The organism is Janthinobacterium sp. HH104 (assembly GCF_001758715.1).
Classification (GTDB): Bacteria; Pseudomonadota; Gammaproteobacteria; order Burkholderiales; family Burkholderiaceae_D; genus Janthinobacterium; species Janthinobacterium aestuarii.
This window is the reverse complement of the sequence record NZ_LRIB01000028.1, coordinates 216,320-235,183: the sequence shown is the minus strand read 5'-3', so window position 1 is coordinate 235,183 and position 18,864 is coordinate 216,320. Positions and strand designations below refer to the sequence as shown.

17 protein-coding genes are annotated in these 18,864 nt (G+C 61.3%); 7 read left to right on the top strand and 10 right to left on the bottom strand.

Annotated features, from left to right (window positions below):
• Window positions 1-48 precede the first annotated feature (48 nt).
• The 5 genes from JAB6_RS11820 to JAB6_RS11800 all read right to left on the bottom strand — a co-directional run bounded on the left by JAB6_RS11820 (window position 49) and on the right by JAB6_RS11800 (window position 8,663).
• Window positions 49-1,392, bottom strand: a complete 1,344-nt coding sequence (locus JAB6_RS11820) for a sigma-54 dependent transcriptional regulator (protein WP_070302966.1) — start codon at window positions 1,390-1,392, stop codon at window positions 49-51.
• Window positions 1,385-3,295 (bottom strand): ATP-binding protein, encoded by a 1,911-nt coding sequence (locus tag JAB6_RS11815; RefSeq protein ID WP_070302964.1) that lies wholly within the window; start codon window positions 3,293-3,295, stop codon window positions 1,385-1,387. The genes JAB6_RS11820 and JAB6_RS11815 overlap by 8 nt, the downstream gene beginning before the upstream one ends.
• A gap of 235 nt (window positions 3,296-3,530) precedes the next feature.
• Window positions 3,531-4,523, bottom strand: coding sequence for a porin (locus JAB6_RS11810; protein ID WP_051991521.1), 993 nt, complete (start codon window positions 4,521-4,523; stop codon window positions 3,531-3,533).
• Between the two features lie 108 nt (window positions 4,524-4,631).
• On the bottom strand, window positions 4,632-5,945 hold the full coding sequence (locus JAB6_RS11805; protein ID WP_034754392.1) for a dicarboxylate/amino acid:cation symporter: 1,314 nt from the start codon (window positions 5,943-5,945) through the stop codon (window positions 4,632-4,634).
• A gap of 384 nt (window positions 5,946-6,329) precedes the next feature.
• Window positions 6,330-8,663 carry a catecholate siderophore receptor Fiu gene (locus JAB6_RS11800; protein WP_070302962.1) on the bottom strand — a complete coding sequence of 778 codons (2,334 nt, stop codon included), beginning with the start codon at window positions 8,661-8,663 and terminating at the stop codon, window positions 6,330-6,332.
• A 294-nt stretch (window positions 8,664-8,957) separates the two neighbouring features.
• On the opposite strand from JAB6_RS11800, the gene nudC reads away from it, so the two are divergent.
• Entirely contained in the window at window positions 8,958-9,791 is an 834-nt protein-coding gene (nudC, locus tag JAB6_RS11795) for an NAD(+) diphosphatase (RefSeq protein ID WP_070302960.1), read from the top strand.
• Between the two features lie 76 nt (window positions 9,792-9,867).
• Entirely contained in the window at window positions 9,868-10,434 is a 567-nt protein-coding gene (gene folE, locus JAB6_RS11790) for a GTP cyclohydrolase I FolE (RefSeq protein ID WP_034754386.1), read from the top strand.
• Window positions 10,435-10,480: 46 nt separating this feature from the next.
• On the opposite strand, the gene JAB6_RS11785 is transcribed toward folE, so the two are convergent.
• Window positions 10,481-11,323, bottom strand: a complete 843-nt coding sequence (locus tag JAB6_RS11785) for a helix-turn-helix transcriptional regulator (protein WP_254671597.1) — start codon at window positions 11,321-11,323, stop codon at window positions 10,481-10,483.
• A 170-nt stretch (window positions 11,324-11,493) separates the two neighbouring features.
• Between JAB6_RS11785 and JAB6_RS11780 the strand changes: the two genes are divergently transcribed.
• Window positions 11,494-11,895, top strand: coding sequence for a hypothetical protein (locus JAB6_RS11780; RefSeq protein WP_070302959.1), 402 nt, complete (start codon window positions 11,494-11,496; stop codon window positions 11,893-11,895).
• Between the two features lie 60 nt (window positions 11,896-11,955).
• On the opposite strand, the gene JAB6_RS11775 is transcribed toward JAB6_RS11780, so the two are convergent.
• Complete coding sequence (locus JAB6_RS11775) at window positions 11,956-12,321, bottom strand: hypothetical protein (RefSeq protein WP_070302957.1); 366 nt, start codon at window positions 12,319-12,321, stop codon at window positions 11,956-11,958.
• 312 nt (window positions 12,322-12,633) lie between these two features.
• Between JAB6_RS11775 and JAB6_RS11770 the strand changes: the two genes are divergently transcribed.
• Window positions 12,634-14,280, top strand: a complete 1,647-nt coding sequence (locus tag JAB6_RS11770) for a methyl-accepting chemotaxis protein (protein WP_070302955.1) — start codon at window positions 12,634-12,636, stop codon at window positions 14,278-14,280.
• A 4-nt stretch (window positions 14,281-14,284) separates the two neighbouring features.
• On the opposite strand, the gene JAB6_RS11765 is transcribed toward JAB6_RS11770, so the two are convergent.
• Window positions 14,285-14,710, bottom strand: coding sequence for a hypothetical protein (locus JAB6_RS11765; RefSeq protein WP_034754379.1), 426 nt, complete (start codon window positions 14,708-14,710; stop codon window positions 14,285-14,287).
• Window positions 14,711-14,889: 179 nt separating this feature from the next.
• On the opposite strand from JAB6_RS11765, the gene JAB6_RS11760 reads away from it, so the two are divergent.
• A complete protein-coding gene (locus JAB6_RS11760) occupies window positions 14,890-15,588 on the top strand; it encodes a glutathione binding-like protein (protein WP_070302953.1) in 699 nt (232 codons plus the stop codon).
• Window positions 15,589-15,595: 7 nt separating this feature from the next.
• Here the strand turns inward: JAB6_RS11760 and uraH are convergent, their stop codons facing one another.
• Window positions 15,596-16,006, bottom strand: a complete 411-nt coding sequence (uraH, locus tag JAB6_RS11755; protein ID WP_070302951.1) for a hydroxyisourate hydrolase — start codon at window positions 16,004-16,006, stop codon at window positions 15,596-15,598.
• A 16-nt stretch (window positions 16,007-16,022) separates the two neighbouring features.
• Window positions 16,023-16,517 (bottom strand): heme-binding protein, encoded by a 495-nt coding sequence (locus JAB6_RS11750; RefSeq protein WP_070302950.1) that lies wholly within the window; start codon window positions 16,515-16,517, stop codon window positions 16,023-16,025.
• A 142-nt stretch (window positions 16,518-16,659) separates the two neighbouring features.
• Here JAB6_RS11750 and JAB6_RS11745 point away from each other — a divergent pair, with 142 nt between their 5' ends.
• Together JAB6_RS11745 and JAB6_RS11740 are read left to right on the top strand one after the other, a co-directional pair.
• Window positions 16,660-17,370 carry a heavy metal response regulator transcription factor gene (locus JAB6_RS11745; RefSeq protein ID WP_070302948.1) on the top strand — a complete coding sequence of 237 codons (711 nt, stop codon included), beginning with the start codon at window positions 16,660-16,662 and terminating at the stop codon, window positions 17,368-17,370.
• Window positions 17,367-18,785, top strand: coding sequence for a heavy metal sensor histidine kinase (locus tag JAB6_RS11740; RefSeq protein ID WP_070302943.1), 1,419 nt, complete (start codon window positions 17,367-17,369; stop codon window positions 18,783-18,785). Before JAB6_RS11745 ends, JAB6_RS11740 begins: the two co-directional genes overlap by 4 nt.
• Window positions 18,786-18,864: the final 79 nt, after the last annotated feature.

The following is an 18,864-nucleotide window of genomic DNA, read 5'->3' as shown; positions in this document are numbered from 1 at the left end:
CAGCAATATATTGCTGCTCTTTTTGATAAGTTTCCCCCGCGCCGCTCCCTAGCGGAATTCTTCCGCCACCAGATTGTACTTCTGCATCTTGTGATACAAGGTCTGTTTCGGCAAGCCGAGCACCGCACTCACTTCGCTGACGTTGCCCGCATATGCGCGCAGTTCTTGCTCGATCAATGCACGTTCGAAGCCGTTCACCTGTTCCGCCAGCGACAAGGGGCTCGCCTGGCCGCTCGCCAGCAGGCTCGATGCGCCACCGGCGATGCCCAGCACGAAGCGGTCGGCGATATTGCGCAGTTCGCGTACATTGCCGGGCCAGGAATGGGCCATCAGGTTGCGCATCTGCGCGCTGGAAACGACGGGCGCGGCGCGGTTGTAGCGGGCGGCGGCGGCCAGCACGAAGTGTTCGAACAGGATGGGAATATCCTCGCGCCGTTCGCGCAGCGGCGGCAGGTGCAGCACGATCAGGTTCAAGCGGTAGTACAGGTCGCTGCGGAATTTCTGCTGCTGCGACAAGTCTTCCAGGTCCAGCTTGGCCGCTGCGATGACGCGCACGTCGACGGGCGTGGGCACGTTCGAGCCGAGCCGCTCGATATAGCGTTCCTGCAGCACGCGCAGCAATTTCACTTGCAGCGACAGGGGCAGCGATTCGATTTCGTCGAGGAAAAAAGTGCCCTGGTCCGCGTGCTCGATCTTGCCCACCTGCCGCTTCGCCGCGCCCGTAAACGCGCCCGGTTCGTGGCCGAAGACTTCGCTCTCAAAAATGCTTTCGGGAATAGCACCGCAGTTGACGGCGACAAAGTTGTGCTTGCGGCGGTGGCTGAAGTCGTGCAGGCAGCGGGCCACCATTTCCTTGCCCGTGCCCGTGTCGCCATAGATCAGCACGTCGGCCGGTTCGTCGGCTACGTCGAGTATCAAGCGCCGTATGTCGCGCATCGCCACGGAATTGCCCAATAGCCGCGCTTCGATGCCGCCGCCGTCCTCGAGCTGGCGGCGCAGGCTGTGCACTTCCAGGGTCAGGCGCCGCGTTTCCAGCGCGCGCAGGATGACGTCGACCAGCTGGTCGGACGAATACGGTTTTTCGATGAAATCGTAGGCGCCCGTGCGCATGGCATGCACGGCCATGGTGATGTCGCCATGGCCCGTGACGAGGATCACGGGCAGGTTGGCATCGAGCGTCTTGACCGCTTGCAGCAATTCCAGGCCGCTCATGCCGGGCAGGCGCACGTCGCTGACGACGATGCCGGGGAAATCGGGCGTGAGCAGTTTATAGGCCAGCTCGGCCGAGTGGAAGGCCAGCACGTCCAGGCCGGCCAGTTGCAATGCCTGCTCGCTGCCTTCGCGTACGGTGGGGTCGTCTTCGACCAGCAAGACCTTCAAGCCGTCAAACATGTTTTTCCTCCTGCGTTGCTATCTGTAGTTCGATGGTGAAGATGGCGCCGCCGCCGGGGGCGTTTTCGGCGCGCAGCATGCCGCCGAACTGGCGCGTGATCTGTTCGGAAATGGCCAGTCCCAGGCCCAGTCCCAGTCCTTGCGGTTTTGTCGTGAAGAACGGTTCGAACAGGTGCTCATACACTTCCGTCGACAGGCCCGGGCCCGTGTCGGCCACATGGATCAGTACGTGTTCGGGCGTGCATTCGACGGACACGCGCAGGCTGCGCACGTCGCTGCCATTCATGGCGTCAAGCGCATTCGCGTACAGATTTACCAGCACTTGTTCCAGGCGGTTGCTTTCGCACATGGCGAAGATGTCTTCGGGCGGCAGTTGCAAGGTAAAACGCACATTTTCCACCTGCAGCCGGCGTTCGACGAGGAACAGGGCATTGCTGATGGCCGTGGGAATCGACACGGAGGTCAGGCTGGTCGTCGACTTGCGCGCAAAAATCTTCAATTGTCCCGTAATGGTCCCCATCCTGGCCGCAATTTGCGATATCTTTGCCAGGTTGCGCCGCGCATCGTCGAGCCGTCCCCGCTCGAGCAAGATGACGGCATTGTCGGACATGGTGCGCAGCGCCGTCAGCGGCTGGTTCAGTTCATGCGTGATGCTGGCCGACATTTGCCCCAGCACGGCCATCTTGCCGGCCTGGAACAGTTCATTTTGCGTGATGTGCAGCTTTTGCTCGGCCTTGCTGCGCACCTCGATTTCCTGGCTCAGGCTTTGCGTCATGGCATTGAGTTCCGACGTGCGTTCCTCGACCATGGCTTCCAGGTTGTCATAGGCATGCTGCAGATCTTCGCGGGCGCGCAATTTTTGCGCCACGGCCGCGCGGCGTTGGCGCAGGTAAAAGAACAGCAGCATGAAAAAGCCCAGCAGCACGCAGGAGAAGGCAGCCGCCGCGCGCGCGCTGGCCTTGGCCTGGGCCAGGTCGGACAAATAAATGAAAGTCCAGCCTTGCGGCGACTTGAGTTTGATCTGCGTCATGACGCTGGAGCTGATCTTCGGCGGCGTGTCAGCGTGTTCCTGCTCGCGCACGCTGATCACGCGGGCGCCATTGCCTAGCTGTCGGTCGGAAACGAAAGGGATGGCGGCCAGCTGCTTCGAATAATACTGGCGCGTGCGGTTGAGTTCTTCGACGATGGCGGGCGACAGCGGCGCCAGGGTCTTGTACTTCCAGTCCGCCATGGAACTGAGAAAGATCACGCCGTGCTCGTCGGCCAGCATGACCTTGTCGGCGCCCTGCACCCAGCGTTTTTCCAGGGTTTCCAGGTTCACCTTTACCGTTGCCAGGCCCAGCATGTGGCCATTCTGGTAGATGCCGTGGGCAAAGAAGTAACCGGGTTCCAGCCGTGTCGTGCCGACGCCATAGAAGCGGCCCGGCGTGCCGCGCAGCGCATCCTGGGCGTAGGGGCGGAACGAGATATTGTCGCCAATAAAGCTGTCGGGCTGCTGCCAGTTACTGGCGGCCCGCGTGTTGCCATCGAGGTTGCTGATGAAAATCGTCGACGATTTCGCCTGGGCATTCATCTGCTCGAGGTAATGGTTGACCGTATCGACGAGGACCGGATCTTCCGGGTGCTGCAGCAGGCGGATCACGTCGCGGTTCAGTTCCAGGGTCTTGGGCAGGAAGTCGTATTTCTCCAGCGCATTTTCAAGGCTACTGACATACACCTCGAGGCGCTGCGCGCCGCTGGCCTGCAGCTTGCCGATGGCGATGCGTTCGGTCCAGAAATACACGAGCCAGACGGTGGCCAGGCAGGCGGCCAGCACCACGCCCCAGGCCAGCGTTTCGCGGCCCGACCGTTGCGACAGGCGCTGGCGCCAGGAAAGGGAGGGTTTGGTAGTACTGCTATTCATAAAATCAGCTGCCAACTTGCAAGAACCCACAGTATCGCATTTAAATATTGCGTAAAAAGAAAAAGCCGCCGGATATGCATCCGGCGGCCCACACTTCTATTTTACGGACATCTCAACGTCCGACAAAATCGTAGCGAGCGGCAGTGATTTGTGGCCGAGAAGCGCAACCGTACTTTAGTACGGTGAGCATCGCCGGCCGCAAAGCGCGCCGCGCAGTAGATTTTGGCCGACGTCCTTAGAACGTGTGGCGCATGCCGAGGTTGAAACCGCTGTTACCGGTGCCATCGTCCGTGGCATTGCCAACCTTGTAGGTAGCGCCGTTCTTGTTGCTGATGTGGCCGTAACCTGTGTACAGGTCGCTGCGCTTGGACAGTGCATAGAAGGCGCCGATGGCCCACTGCTGGGCGTCACGGTTGGCATTGCTCTTGTCGTTGTGGCGGATGTACGACGCGACCAGCTTGGTGGCGCCGAACGGGGCGCTGAAGCCAACGAGGATGTCGTTGCTCTTGCTGTCGTCGAGGGCACGGTTGTCGGCGTAGCCGAAGTTACCTTGCACCACGCCAAAGTCGTAGCGCGTGGCCAGCAGGGTGTTGCGCGTTTGCTGGGTCGCCAGCGCATTTTCCTGGCGGTGGTGCGTCAGGGTCACGTTCAGCGGACCGTCGATGTAATGCACGGCGCCGCCCATGCTGCGGTTTTTCGCATTGTCGCCGGCCACTTCGCCAAAGCCATACGCCAGGTCGGCCGACAGCTTGCTCCAGGTCGGCGTGCTGTATTGCACCATGTTGTCGATGCGATAATTCGTCGCCATAATGTTCGATGCCGTGCCGGCCAGGCCGATGACAAACGGATCGGCCACGTCGCGCAGGGCCAGGTAGTACGGCGTATATTGGCGGCCCAGGGTGAGGGCGCCGGCGCTGCCGGTCAGGCCCACATACGCCTGGCGGCCGAACAGCCGGCCGCCCTGGCCCGAGGTACCGGTATCGATATTGAAACCGCTTTCCAGCACGAAGGTAGCGGCCAGGCCACCACCGAGGTCTTCCTTGCCCTTGAAGCCGATGCGCGAGCCCGAAGCGACGCCGGAAGCGACGCGGTTCAGGCGGTCTCCGGACGCATCCTTGTCGAACACCAGGCCGGCGTCAGCCACGCCATACATGGTCACGCTCGATTGGGCCATGGCGCCGGTGGAGGCTGCGCCGAGGGTCAGCAGGGTAAACAGGACTTTTTTCATGAAAATCTCTCTAATAAGTTGGAATGACTACTGATCGCACTACCTGACTGCTTGTTACTCAACATCGACAACAAATAAATGGCCCGCTTGTGGCGGGCCATGGCGCTATCAGGCTTTGCTAGCGTGATCCGCTTCGCCCCAATGGCTTTCCGTGTTCTGGCTGGCCGCGTTGGCCGCGGCTGCTTCTTCCTCGGTGGCCAGGCCACCTTCCCACTTGGCGACGACAGCCGTGGCGACGGCATTGCCGACCGCGTTGGTGGCCGAACGGCCCATGTCGAGGAATTGGTCGACGCCCATCAGCAGCAGCAAGCCCGCTTCCGGGATATTGAACTGGTTCAGGGTAGCGGCAATCACCACCAGCGAGGCGCGCGGTACGCCGGCCATGCCTTTCGAGGTCAGCATCAGCAGCAGCAGCATGGTGATCTGCGTGCCGATCGACAGGTCGATACCGTAGGCTTGCGCGATGAACAGCACGGCAAAGGTGCAGTACATCATCGAGCCATCGAGGTTGAAGGAGTAGCCCATCGGCAGCACGAAGCTGGAAATCTTGCGGTCCACGCCGAACTGGTCGAGCGCCGTCAGCAGTTTTGGATAGGCCGCTTCCGAGCTGGCCGTCGAGAATGCCAGCAGGAACGGTTCGCGGATCAGGCCGACCAGTTTGAAGACGCGCGGGCCGATGACGACGAAGCCGGCGCCGATCAGCAGTGCCCACAGGCACATCAGGCCCAGGTAGAAGCCACCCATGAACTTGGCAAACGTGACCAGCACGCCCAGGCCGTGCGTGGTGATGACGGAAGCCATCGCGGCGAACACGGCCAGTGGGGCCAGGTTCATGATGGTGCCGGTGATGCGCAGCATGACTTGCGCCAGCTGGTCGACGACGGCCGTCAGGGTCTTGCCCGATTCGCCCAGGCCGGCCAGTGCGCCGCCGAAGAAGATCGAGAACACCAGCACTTGCAGGATTTCATTGTTGGCCATGGCCTCGATCGGCGACTTCGGCACCAGGTGCGTGAAGAAGTCTTTCAAGGTGAAGGCGGCCGTTTTCAAATTCGTCGAAGCGTGTACGTCCGGCAACGGCAAGCCCAGGTTGGTACCCAGCTGCATCAGGTTCGACAGCACCATGCCCAGCGCCAGCGAAACCAGCGAGGCAACGACGAACCAGCACATGGCTTTCAGGCCGATGCGGCCGGCCGTCTTGCCGTCGCCCATGTGAGCGATACCGACTGTCAGGGTCGAGAACACCAGCAGCGCAATGATCATCTTGATCAGGCGCAGGAAGACGTCGGTGACGATGGAAATATTGCCAGCGATCTGAGCGCTGAGCTTGGCATCAGGGAAAGCGGTGTTGCATCCATAGCCGACAATAATGCCGAGGACCATGGCAATCAGGATGTACAGGGTTAATGGCCGTTTCTTTTTCATTTTGACTCCTCCGGTGAAACGCCGCTGTGAGCGGATTATTGATAGCGAGCAACTCAAGCTTGGAGTCAATATTTCTCAAAAACAAGCCCTTGCGTGCTAGCGATTATTTGCAGCAAAACCTGTACATAGCAAAGGATATGCCTGAAATTGGCATTTGGCGCATAACTTCTTAAGTTGTTGATTTAAGGAAGCTTTTTTGTTGTTAGGATGTTGCAACTTCGCGTGCTTGCGCGAAATATTGGACGCGGCGGGCCATCGCTGTATGACTTTTCATACGCTAGTCGCGGCAGGGCGGCAGTGCGTCAAAAAGGCAAGATTATCAGGACAATAAAAAAGCCCCTCCGAAGAGGGGCTCGATGTCGCGTAATACTTGTTTTCTTGACGTTAGAACTTGATATTGGCCATCAGACTGAACGAACGGGGCTGGCCTGGCGTGTAGCGGAAGCCGGACTTGTTGATGGCCGCCACATAGGTCTTGTCGGCCAGATTGTAGGCATTCAACTGCAGGTCGAGGTTCTTGTTGACGGTGTAGCTTGCCATGGCATCGAAGACCCAGTAGGCATCGACGCGTGCCGGCGTGCCGACGGCGCCATCGGTGCCGCGCAGCATTTCACCCACGTAACGCGCGCCGCCGCCGATCTTCAGGCCGAATGGCAGGGTGTACGAGGTCCAGCTGGTGAACGCCTGTTTTGGCGTGTAGCTGAGGTTGTTGACGCCGCTGGCCGTGACGACCTTGCCCGACTCGACCTTGGTATTCATGCGCGTGTAGCCGGCGCTGACCAGCCAGTTCGGCATGATCTCGCCCACCACGCCCAGTTCCAGGCCTTCCACGCGTTTCTTGCCGGTCTGGTAATAAATGGTCGGGATCACAGGATCTTGTTCCACTTCATTCTTGACGGTGGTCTGGTAGACGGCGGCCGAGAACGACAGTTTTTGTTTCAGGAAGTCCCACTTGGTACCGATTTCCTTGGTAATGGTTTCCTGCGGGTCATATTTTGGATTTTGCGCGCTGTTGGCGCCCGCGCTCAAGGCGAAGTTGACGCCCGGCGGCGCTTTCGACGTGGCCAGCAAGGCGTACACGCTGCTGTCCGGCGTTGGCTTGTACATGGCCGAGATCTTGCCGTTGGCCAAGGTGTCGCTCAGGGTCAGATGCGTCGGAATCGGCGTGCCGACGGGCAAGGGCTGTACCGCAGGCGCAGTCACGGCCCCTTGCAGAGCGACGGCATCATACGTGGTGTTGAAATGGTCGAAACGCACGCCGCCGTTGAACAGCCACTTGTCGCCGAACTTGATGGTGTCGAACACGTACAGGCTTTGCGTATTGACTTCGCCTTCGGTGAAGGCGCCGCTGCGTACGGGGTTATGGCCGGTGACGGTGTCACGCGGGTTCGGGTTGTACAGATTGGCATCCTGCAAAGTGCCCAGGCTGGCGGGCACATAGCTGTAGTTGGTCTGTTTTTCGCTGGTGAACTCGGCGCCGGCCACCACGGAGTGCTTCAGCACGCCAGTGTCGAATTGTGCGCTGACCACGGTCTGGTTGGTCAGGATCGTGTTTTCCTGGTCTTTCACGGTGCGCAACGAGCGCGCCATGGTCCAGGTCGACGGATCGGTGGCGACCGGTGTCTTCAGGTTGACGGTGCTGCCCATGAAGGCCGTCAGCAGGTAGTCCTGCTGGGTCTTGCCATAGCGCGTGGTGTTCTGGATTTGCAAGGTTGGCGAGAAATCATGGTCGATGCGCAAGGTGCCCATATCGGCCTTGACCTTGTTGTAGTCCGCAGTGGAGCCGTAGAAATTCTTCGGATCGACCTTGGCCGCGCCGTTCAGGAAAGTGCGGATGACCGGGTTTGTCTTCGTGATGGTGTCCGGCGTCGAGTAGCCAGGCAAGCCGATGGTCGGCACGCCGCCGTCGGGTACGTTGTCCTGATCCACATGCAGGTAGCTGGCCGTGATGCGCGTCGGTTTGCCGATGCCGAAGGTGACGGTGGGCGCGAAGGCCCAGCGCTTGTTCTTGACTTCGTCGCGCGCCGGATCGCCGCTGTCCTGCGTCATCAGGTTCAGGCGCAATGCCGTGCCGGTATCGCTGTCGAGAACGCGGTTCCAGTCGGCCGTGGCGCGTTTCTGCTTGCCGCTGCCCACTGTCAGCAGCGAATTGAATTTGTTTTCCATGGTCGCCGTCTTGCTGACCAGGTTGATCGAGCCGGTCGGCGAACCGCGGCCGCTGTCCGTGCCCGCCGGGCCCTTCAATACGTCGATCTGTTCGATGTTGAAGACGTCGCGCGAGATGGAGCCCACGTCGCGCACGCCATCGACATAGATGCTGCCCGACGAATCGAAACCGCGCATGTAGACGGCGTCGCCCGTGTTCGTGTTGCCGTTTTCACCGAGGAAAAAAGTACCCACGCCTGGCGTGTTGCGCAGCGCGTCCGTCAGGGTCAGCGCACCTTGCTGCTCGATCAATTCCTTTTTGATCACGACGATGGTTTGCGGCGTATTGACCAGCTCTTCCGTGTATTTCGGCGACGAGGCTTTTTCTGCCTTGAAATCATTTTCCTTGGAGCCCACGACCTTGATTTCGTTCAGGGTTTGCTGCGATGCGGGCGCGCTTTGGCCGGCCGGGTCGGCTGCCTGGGCGGCAACGGGCAGCAGCATCACGGCCAGGGCGGCGCCGATGTGCTGGTTGAAACGGGTGGGGGCGTGTTTGCGGCTCTTGATTGCCATCTTGCTCTTTCGAAAAGGTCAGGGTAGTGGTTCCTGGCTGGCTCTGCGCCGCAGTGCTTGGGCACGCGGGCAAGTGGCTGGCGATGGAGACGGAATAGGCCGTATTGTAATAACTGGGCGCTATTTCGTAAATGAGAATCGTTATCAGTATCATTTACGCAACGGATTGGGCGTGCCGCAAAAAAAACACTGTCATGGCTGATGAATGCTTGCTTTGCGGCCCGGCCGCTGCTATGCGCGCAAGCGTCCGCCGGCGGGAGTATGATGAGCAACCTTTACAAATTTCCTTTCAGAATGCTGCAGACTCCCGATGCCTTTGTCCCCCTGATCGATGCGCCCGAACCGGCCCCGGCCGCCACGGATACGCTGACGTTTGTCTTTCACCGCGGGCGTTTGTTGTTGCGTACGCCAGAGCTGACCTTGCCCACGGCCGCCGAGGTAGCCGCGTACGATATCGATCTGAGCCGCGCACAGCCCGTGGGCTGGTGGCAGGGCCGCTATTGCCAGACGGTCTGGGCCGACGAAGAGTTGCCGCCGGGTGCCGGCCTGGCCTGGCACGGCATGCGCTCGCTGTTCAATGCCGTCGACGATGCTTTCCTGGGCTTGGCCAGCCGCGCCGTGCAACTGGCCGAGTGGGCGCGCACGCACCGCCATTGCGGCGTGTGCGCCACGCCCATGCAGCGCACGCGCGGCGAACGCTGTTTCACCTGCGCCGCCTGCGGCATGCTCGCGTATCCGCGCATTTCGCCGGCCATGATGGTGCTCATCCGCAAGGGCGAACAGGTGTTGCTGGCCATGCACAAGCACTCGCCATCGCAGCGTTTCAGCCCGCTGGCCGGTTTCCTGGAAGCGGGTGAATCGATCGAGGAAGCCGTGCACCGCGAAGTGATGGAAGAGGTGGGCTTGCGCGTGCACAATCTGCAGTACTTCATGAGCCAGTCCTGGCCGTTTCCCCATTCGCTGATGATCGCGTTTACGGCCGATTACCTCGACGGCGAGATCCGCCTCGACGAGAACGAGATCGCCGAGGCGCGCTGGTTCGGCCCCGGCGATGCGTGGCCGGAGGCGAGTTCGAGCGTGTCGATTTCCGCGTTGCTGGTGGGCGCCCACCGTCCGCCAACGGCATAGAAAGCCGGGGCTGCTCGGGCAGCCTGCCGCATTTTCTATATACTGGCGGCAATTGAAAATTTTAGGGTGGTGTAGCATGTCTCAAGAAGAATTCTCCGAAAACGACTGGCGCCGGCTGATCAGCAGCTTTGGTGAAGATCCGCAGCGTCCTGGCTTGCTGGAAACGCCGGCACGCGTGGCCAAGGCGTGGAAGCACTGGACGTCCGGCTATGGCCAGGATCCGGTGGACTTGCTGAAAGCGTTTGAAGATGGCGCGGAACAGTACAACGAGCTCATCGTCGTGCGCGGGATTCCCGTCTACAGCCATTGCGAACACCATCTGGCGCCGTTCTTCGGCAAGGCCACCATCGGTTACGTGCCAAACGGCAAGATCGTCGGCCTGTCGAAACTGACGCGCCTCGTCGATTGTTTCTCCAAGCGCCTGCAAGTGCAGGAACGCATGACGATGCAGATCGCCAATGCCCTGATGGAAGTGCTGGAACCGAAATCGGTGGGCGTGGTCGTACGCTGCCGCCATCTGTGCATGGAAAGCCGCGGCATCCGTACGCCGGGCGAAGAAACCATCACCTCGGCCATGCTGGGCGAGATGCAGCCGAACCTGGCGCTGCGTACGGAATTTCTGGCACTGGCGCGCGAAAGCTGATTGTTCGGCGATGATGCGTGACGAAGGCGGCAGATGCCGCCTTTTTTTATGCTCTTCCCGATTCCCGTTCCGCCAGGTAGCGCGCTGGCGGCTTGCCCGCCGCCTTGCGGAACATGGTGACGAAACCGCTGGTATTTTCATAACCGAGTTCCAGCGCCACCGCTTTTACGCTGTGGCCTTGCGCCAGCCGTCGCAAGGCCAGGATGACGTGCAATTGCCGGCGCCAGCGGCCCACGCTCATGCCCAATTCCTCCAGTGACTGCCGGGTCATGCTGCGCTCGCTCATGCCGATGCGGCCGGCCCACTCGGCCAGGGTGCTTTTATCGGCGGGCTGCGCCAGCAGCAGGGCGGCCAGGCGGCGCAAACGCGCATCGCGCGGCATCGGCAGATGCAAGTCTTCCACGGGCGCGGCCGCCAGTTCGTCGAGCAGGGTGAACACCAGGCGTTCCTGCGCGCCATGCAGCGCGGCCAAGGTGGGAAAACCGGCCGCCTTGGCGATCAGTTCGCGCAGCAGGGGCGAGACGGCCACGGTACAGCAGACGGTGGGCAAGGCCGGCGCCATGGCCGGTTCGACAAACAGGCAATAACATTGGGCCTCGCCCACGCCCTGCGCGGAATGCATCAGGCCGCCCGGTATCCACACGGCGCACTGGGGCGGCACGATCCACACGCCGCTGTCCACCTCGCAATGAATCACGCCGCGCGTGGCATACAGCAACTGCCCCTTGCGGTGCTGGTGCGGTGCCTGCTCGGCCTCCTCGGGCACGCTGGCCAGGCCCACGGCCAGCAGCGGGCGCAACACGCCATCGACGTCGAAATCCATGAGGGAGGCGCTGGCGTCAAGGCCCAGCTCGGTGGTGAGCATGTTGGGCTGCAATGGATGGGACATGGGTGGATTCTGGCTGGATTGAATAATATTGTGGCTATTTTATGCAATGACGCGCGGTACCGCCAACGGTATTGTATGGAGATCCGCAGCCCCGCTTCAACGGCAACCGCCGCCGCCAGTGTTCTGATGAAGGTAAGGAGGAACGGCAACCCCTTGAAGGAGTCATCACCATGCAGCTTGATCTATCCACTTTTCCCCTCGTCTGGATGCGCCGCGAGGCAGCGCCTGCCCAGCCCGATATGCTGTTTGCCCAGTTTGACGCGCTGCTGGCGCGCCGCCAGGCGTTTGTCATTCTCAGCGAGGAAGGCTTTGACGAGGATGGGCACGAACACCCGCAGGAAGAGCGCAAGCGGGCGTCACTCTGGATGAAGCAGAACAAGGCGGCCATCCGTGCGTATATCCAGGGCATGGTGCTGGTCGAACCGAGCGCCGCCAAGCGTCTGGCGGGCAAGGCCTTTGCCGTGATGTTCGGCAAGTTCTGGGGTTATCCCCTGCATTTCGGCACCAGCCGCGACGACGCGCTCGATATCGCCCAGCATTTGATCAAGGCGTGGCTGCCGCCCCAAAAATGATCTGACAAGGCTACACAACGTCTGACAAAACCGACGCGCAGCAGGTTTGGTCAGGTGTTCCTAATAGCGATAATCGTTGACAAAGTGTTTTGTAAAATTGTACTTGCTGCCGCCGTCGAGCAAGTCGACCAGGCGCTTCGGCGCCGAGGCCGACATGAAGGCGTCGGCCGCGCCGCCCGTGCTGCGGAATTTCATGCCGGGGCTGAGGATCTGGTTGGGGCCGATTTTCAGGTGCTGGAAGCTTTTCGTTTTCTCATTGTTGAGGATGAAATGCAATTCCTGCTTGAAGGTCAGGAAGGGGATCTTCAGCCACCAGCCTTCGTCCGTGCCATAGCTGGCGACGCTGGCAAAATGCGTGTTCTTGTCCGTCAAGGTGGGTTTGCCCAGGCGGTCGTTGATGCGTTTCATGGCTTCATTCTTGGTCATGCTGTGCTTTCGTGATTCATCTTTATCCGGCGTGCATTTTGACACAGGCACGCCACCCCCGCCTGCCTTGCCACCCCCTATCTGCATGCTTTTTTACTGCAATGCAGCATCAATTCTCATCAATTGTCGCAACGCATTAACAACACCAAGCAAAAATCATTGCCTCCCGGCATTGTAAATACCGGTATTTCGAGCGTATGCTGGTGTCGTCTGAACGGTGCCGCCAGAGCATCGTCGCCGCCGCATTCCTGGCCTGTCGAGCAGGAAGCGGGCCACGCCCCACCGCCGCAAATAGATAGTTGGAGACACAGCATGAAGAAATTGACGTTCCAGCAGAAGTTATGGATTCCCCTGATTTGCAGCCTGTTGTGCATCACCGTTATTTTTGTCTATAACGCCCTGGAAGTGCGCAAGATCCGCATCGAAGAACGTAGCGCCGACCTGAGCAATGCCGCCGACCTGGGCCTGGGCGCCGTCAAGATGTTCGGCGACCTGGCCGCCAGCGGCGCCTTGACGAAGGAAGAAGCGCAAAAGCAGGCCACGGCCGTCATCAAGAGCATGCGTTTCGGCGAGACCGGTTATTTGTCCATCATCAACCTCGACGCCGTCGTCGTGATGAATCCTGCCGCGCCGCAAACCGATGGCAAGAACATGTCGGATTTTAAGGATGCCAACGGCACCTATCTGTACCGCGACATCGTGGCTGTCGGCAAGAGCGATACGGGCAAGGGCTTCGTTCATTATTATTTCCCCCGTCCCGGCCAGAAGACCCCCGAACCGAAGATGAGCCGCGTGGCGGCCTACAAGCCATGGGCCTGGACCCTGGTGGTGGGCGTGTACATGGACGATATCGACGCGGCCTTCCGCCAGTCGCTGCTGACCTCGCTGGGCGTGCTGGTGCTCGTGTGCGGCTTGCTGGCCGCCGTCGTCGTGGTGATCAACCGCAGCTTGCGCCATGCGCTGGGCGGCGATCCCGAGTATGCGGCCGACGTGGCGGAAAAGATCGCGAATAACGATTTGAGCGGCGTCGTGCGCACGCATGCCAACGATCGCCACAGCGTGCTGTACGCGATGAAAACCATGCAAACCAACCTGGTCGATGCGATCAGCGAAATCCGCCATAGCGCCGAGACGATCGCCACGGCGTCGAGCGAGATCGCCAGCGGCAATATGGACTTGTCGGCGCGCACGGAAATGCAAGCCAGTTCGCTGGAAGAAACGGCTGCCTCGATGGAGGAATTGACCTCGACCGTGACACAAAACGCGGGCAACGCCGTGCAGGCAAATGAGTTGGCGCAGTCCGCTTCCGCCGTGGCCCGCCAGGGCGGCGCCGTGGTGGCGCAAGTGATCGGTACCATGGACACCATCAACGCCTCGTCGCGCAAGATCGTCGACATCATCGGCGTCATCGACGGCATCGCCTTCCAGACGAATATCCTGGCCTTGAACGCGGCCGTGGAAGCGGCGCGCGCCGGCGAACAGGGTCGCGGCTTTGCCGTCGTGGCATCTGAAGTGCGTAATCTGGCGCAGCGCTCGGCCGGTGCGGCGAAGGAAATCAAGGAGCTGATCGGCGCTTCCGTCGACAGCATCGCGGCCGGCAGCACGCTTGTCGCACAGGCGGGCACGACCATGGATCAGGTAGTCGCTTCCGTCTCGCGCGTGACCGACATCATGGCCGACATCACGGCCGCCTCGCACGAGCAAAGCACGGGCATCGGCCACGTCAACCAAGCGATCACGGAGATGGATAGCGTGACGCAGCAAAATGCGGCACTGGTGGAAGAGGCGGCGGCAGCGGCGTCGAGCATGCAGGACCAGGCGGCCGTGCTGGCGCAACTGGTGGCGCGCTTCAAACTGTCGGCGCAGGAGCCGGGCACGTCGCCGCGCCTGGCGGCCACTTCGGCTGGCGCACCGCGCGCCGCGGCGAAAAAGCCGCTGCGCAGCCTGGCGGCGCGCTAGGGTTCTACTGGGCTGGTGCCGCCGCTGGCGGCGCCGGTTCGAATTCCAGCTTGTCATCGACGACCACGAATTGCCCGACCGGCTGGCCCAGGTCGGCTTTCGGGTCGTTTTCCATTTCCGTCAGCTCATTGCAGGTATTCGTTTCCGCCTGCCACAACTGCTTGCCCATGCGGATATTCCACAGGCCATCGCCGGCCGCGAACAGCTCGACGGTGATGTCGGCCGGCGCATCGGTGGACAGGGTATGCAAGCGCTGGCATTGCGGCAGATTGGTCGCCATCAGCTGCACTTCCACGGTATCTTGCCAAAAATAACGTTGCTGGCGGCGCACGGTCAGGGAATGGTCTTGCCCATCGAACATGTAGATGGCGAAGTCCTGGACACAGCCTGACAGCAGGACGGACAGCGTGACGATCAGGAGTTTGCGCATGGTCGGCTTTCTTTGTTTTGTGCTCGGGAATGTCGGGATGCCTGCGTGACGGCGCTAGTGGGTGCTTGCGCCGCCTTGTTTTTCGCTTACGTGGCATTATATCCATGCATATCAGTTGCGGCGCGACAATAGTTATGCCAAGTTCGCCTGCTCCTACTTATCTACCTGGAAAGACCACGATGATCGACCTGTATTACTGGACCACGCCCAACGGGCACAAAGTGACGATGTTCCTGGAAGAAGCGGGCATCCCCTACAACCTTATTCCCGTGCATATCGGCAAGGGCGAGCAGTTCAAGCCCGAGTTTCTCGCCATCGCGCCGAATAACCGCATTCCCGCCATCGTCGACCAGGCGCCGGAAGATGGCGGCGCGCCGCTGTCGCTGTTCGAGTCTGGCGCGATTTTGCAATACCTGGCCGAGAAAAGCGGGCAATTCCTGCCGATGGATGTGCGGGGACGTGCCGAAGTCATGCAATGGCTGTTCTGGCAAATGGGCGGCCTTGGCCCCATGGCCGGGCAAAACCACCATTTCGTGCAATATGCGCCCGAACCGATCGACTACGCCATCACGCGCTACGTCAACGAAACGAACCGGCTATACGGCGTGCTGAACAAGCGCCTGGCGGACCGCGAATTCGTGGCCGGCGACAGCTATTCCATCGCCGACATGGCGATCTATCCGTGGATCGTGCCGCACGAACGCCAGCGCCAGAAGCTGGAAGATTTCCCGCATCTGGCGCGCTGGTTCGCGGCCATTGCCGCCCGTCCCGCCACCGTGCGCGCGTATGCGCGGGCGGCGGAGATCAATGTGCAGCCGACCGTCAGCGGCGATGCGAAAAGCGTGCTGTTCGGGCAGACGGCGAAGACGGTGGCTTGAGCAACGGTTAATTGCCCCGATACGTGGAAAAGCCGAAAGGGCTGAGCAGCAGCGGAATGTGATAGTGCTGGTCAGTCTTTTCCACGTGAAATTGCACGGGGATTTCCGGGAAAAAAGTTTCCTGTTTCAGGCGCGCATAGTGCTCGCCCGTTTTAAACACGATGCGGTAATCGCCCGCCTGCATGGGCGCATCCACCGGATACATGGCCGCGATGCGCCCCTGCGCATTCGTCACGGCACTGCCCAGTTGTTGCCAGCCTTCACCGTTCTTTTGCTCCAGGGTGACCGTTACGCCCGCCGTCGGCTGTCCGCTCTGCAAGTCGAGAATGTGCACGCTCAAGGGATTGGCGGCGGCCAGGGCCATGCTGGACAGGCTGGCGAAGGCCAGGGCGGCGGTGAATTGTTTCAGTGTGCTCATCGTCGTATCTTTCAGTTTAAAGGGTAGGGGAATCGAGTTCAGGGATGGCGGCCAGGGCGGCATGGGCGCAGGCCCGGTCTTGCAGGGCGCCACCGCCACCGGCCACGCCGATGGCGCCGACCACTTCGCCCTTGCTTCGCAAAGGCAGGCCGCCGCCCAGCAGCAACAGTTCCGGCACGGTGGTCAGATTGGCCATGTCGGGATTGCTACGCGCGGCCACGGCCAGCGCCTGGGTATCATTCTTGGTGGACAGGGCCGTGTAGGCCTTGCGCCGGCTCGCATCCGTGTTGTGCGGCCCGACGCCATCGGCGCGCTGCACAGCGACAATATTGCCGCCACGATCGAGCACGGTAACGACGATGTGCCGTCCTTGCGCCTGGCATGCTGCCATGGCCGCATCGGCCAGCTTGTTGGCCGCCGCCAGCGAGAGGTCATCGACCTTGCGCAATTGAGCGTGGGCTGGACCGGCCAGCAGGCACAGCAGGGTACTGCCGAATAACAGGGTTTTCATGTGGCTGTCCGTTGAGTAAAGTGACGCCAGTATGGCCAGTGTTGCCCTACGAGAAGATGATCGCCGCATGACATTTTTATCATCCGCAGCGGTTTGCACGCGGCGTAAAATGGTTCAACTTCCCACAAGAAAGCCCCTACCCATGCGCATCCTGGTAATCGAAGACGAACCGAAGACGGGCGACTATCTGCTGCGCGGCCTGGCCGAGTCCGGCTTTACGGTGAGCCTGGCGCGCAATGGCCGCGACGGCTTGTATATGGCCAGCAGCGAGTCACCCGATCTCATCGTGCTCGACGTCATGCTGCCCATCATGGATGGCTGGCAAGTCTTGCGCGCGCTGCGCTTGCAGGAGGGCGGCGCCGACGTGCCCGTAATCTTCCTCACGGCGCGCGACGAAGTGCAGGACCGGGTCAAGGGGCTGGAATTGGGCGCCGACGATTACCTGGTGAAACCGTTCGCGTTTGCCGAACTCGTGGCGCGCATCCGCACTTTGCTGCGGCGCGGGCCGCCGCGCGAAGACGACGTCATCCGGATCGGCGACATGGAAATCGACGTGATGAAGCGCAAGGTGAGCCGGCAAGGCCAGCGCATCACCCTGACGGCCAAGGAGTTCGGCTTGCTGCATTTATTGGCGCGGCGCCAGGGCGAAGTGCTGTCGCGCTCCATCATCGCTTCGCAAGTATGGGACATCAATTTCGAGAGCGATACCAACGTGATCGACGCGGCCATCCGCCGCCTGCGCAGCAAGCTCGACGACCCGTTCGAACCCAAGCTGATCCACACCTTGCGGGGCATGGGCTATGTCTGCGAATTGCGCGCGCCTGCCGTGGCTGACAGTGGCGCGCCCGCATGAAGCTGGCGCAACTCCGCCGCTCGCTGACCCTGCGCGTCACGCTCGTGTTCGTACTGATCGTGGCGCTCGTGTCGGCCGGGCTGGGCATGCATTTGTACCGTTCATTTGTCGCGGAAATCGAGCGCCGCGACGATATATTATTGCTGGGGAAACTGCGGCAGATCCAGCAGCTGCTGGGCAATGCGGGTACCCTCGACATCATCCGCGAGCGGCCCCAGTATTTCCGCGACACCATGAGCGGCCAAGAAAATTCCCTGGTGCGCATCGTGCGCGCCGATGGCACGCGTTTGATCGATGTCAATCCGAACGGCGAGACGGTGGCGCATCCTGTTCCTGTCGCCGTCGATGCGCCCGTGACAAACAACGACATCGTCAGCTGGACCAGCCGCGACGGTTATCCAGCCAGGGTCGTGGCGGCCAGCGCGCGCATCGGCGACCCGGCGCAGATGGCGGACATTTCCGTCGCCCGGGTCTACGGCGACCGCACGGCCATGTTTGCGGCCTACCGCTGGCAAATCGTCGTCTCGGTGGCCGTCAGCGCGCTGGTGGCGGCGCTGTTGGCGAGCCTGATGCTGCTGCGGGGACTGCGGCCGCTGCGCAATATCGCCGCCCATGCGGCCCTCGTGCGGCCTGGCAAGCTGGAGCAGCAGCTCGATGCGCGCGGCGCGCCCACGGAATTGCTGCCTCTGATTCAGGCGCTCAACGCCATGCTGGCGCGGCTGCAGGAAGGCTATGCGAGGCTGTCGCAGTTTTCCGCCGACCTGGCGCATGAATTCCGCACGCCCGTCACCAATTTGCTGGGGCAAAGCCAGGTGATGCTGGCCCGCCCGCGCAGCGCGCACGAGTATGAACAGCTGGTGTCGTCAAATGTGGAAGAGCTGGAACGGCTGTCGCGCATGATCGACAGCATGCTGTTCCTGGCGCGTGCGCAGCAGGATGAAATGGTGCTCGTCAAGCAAGTCTTGCCCGTGCAGGACGAGTTTTTGCGCCTGGCCGATTTCTTTGAGGGACTGGCCGAAGAGCGCGAGCTGGCGCTGGCTTGCCATGGCAGCGGCACGGTGACGGCCGAGCCGCAACTGCTGCGCCGCGCGCTCGGTAATTTGCTGTCGAACGCGATACGCCACGCGGCGCCCGGCAGCACGATACTGCTGCGCTCGCATGCGACGAACGAGGGTGTGGAACTGAGCGTAAGCAACCTCGGCTCCGCCATCCCCGCGCGCCACTTGCCCCATTTGTTCGAGCGTTTCTACCGCGCTGACCCGGCCCGCAGCGACTCGGCCGCTTCCACAGGCCTGGGCCTGGCCATCGTCACGGCCATCATGCAGTTGCATGGCGGCAGCGCGACGGTGGCGTCGGATGCGGCCGCCACGACGTTCACTTTAGTGTTTCCGCTCGAGGACCGTAGGTCGGATTAGCGCGCAAGCGCGTAATCCGACATCACGCGCCAACCATATTGTCGGATTACGGTCCTGCGGACCTAATCCGACCTACGCC

Excerpts from the sequence above, each read along its gene's own strand:
- JAB6_RS11820 (WP_070302966.1), bottom strand. The coding sequence starts at position 1,392 with ATGTTTGACGGCTTGAAGGTCTTGCTGGTCGAAGACGACCCCACCGTA.
- JAB6_RS11815 (WP_070302964.1), bottom strand. The coding sequence starts at position 3,295 with ATGAATAGCAGTACTACCAAACCCTCCCTTTCCTGGCGCCAGCGCCTG.
- JAB6_RS11810 (WP_051991521.1), bottom strand. The coding sequence starts at position 4,523 with ATGAAAAAAGTCCTGTTTACCCTGCTGACCCTCGGCGCAGCCTCCACC.
- JAB6_RS11805 (WP_034754392.1), bottom strand. The coding sequence starts at position 5,945 with ATGAAAAAGAAACGGCCATTAACCCTGTACATCCTGATTGCCATGGTC.
- JAB6_RS11800 (WP_070302962.1), bottom strand. The coding sequence starts at position 8,663 with ATGGCAATCAAGAGCCGCAAACACGCCCCCACCCGTTTCAACCAGCAC.
- nudC (WP_070302960.1), top strand. The coding sequence starts at position 8,958 with ATGCTGCAGACTCCCGATGCCTTTGTCCCCCTGATCGATGCGCCCGAA.
- folE (WP_034754386.1), top strand. The coding sequence starts at position 9,868 with ATGTCTCAAGAAGAATTCTCCGAAAACGACTGGCGCCGGCTGATCAGC.
- JAB6_RS11785 (WP_254671597.1), bottom strand. The coding sequence starts at position 11,323 with ATGTCCCATCCATTGCAGCCCAACATGCTCACCACCGAGCTGGGCCTT.
- JAB6_RS11780 (WP_070302959.1), top strand. The coding sequence starts at position 11,494 with ATGCAGCTTGATCTATCCACTTTTCCCCTCGTCTGGATGCGCCGCGAG.
- JAB6_RS11775 (WP_070302957.1), bottom strand. The coding sequence starts at position 12,321 with ATGACCAAGAATGAAGCCATGAAACGCATCAACGACCGCCTGGGCAAA.
- JAB6_RS11770 (WP_070302955.1), top strand. The coding sequence starts at position 12,634 with ATGAAGAAATTGACGTTCCAGCAGAAGTTATGGATTCCCCTGATTTGC.
- JAB6_RS11765 (WP_034754379.1), bottom strand. The coding sequence starts at position 14,710 with ATGCGCAAACTCCTGATCGTCACGCTGTCCGTCCTGCTGTCAGGCTGT.
- JAB6_RS11760 (WP_070302953.1), top strand. The coding sequence starts at position 14,890 with ATGATCGACCTGTATTACTGGACCACGCCCAACGGGCACAAAGTGACG.
- uraH (WP_070302951.1), bottom strand. The coding sequence starts at position 16,006 with ATGAGCACACTGAAACAATTCACCGCCGCCCTGGCCTTCGCCAGCCTG.
- JAB6_RS11750 (WP_070302950.1), bottom strand. The coding sequence starts at position 16,517 with ATGAAAACCCTGTTATTCGGCAGTACCCTGCTGTGCCTGCTGGCCGGT.
- JAB6_RS11745 (WP_070302948.1), top strand. The coding sequence starts at position 16,660 with ATGCGCATCCTGGTAATCGAAGACGAACCGAAGACGGGCGACTATCTG.
- JAB6_RS11740 (WP_070302943.1), top strand. The coding sequence starts at position 17,367 with ATGAAGCTGGCGCAACTCCGCCGCTCGCTGACCCTGCGCGTCACGCTC.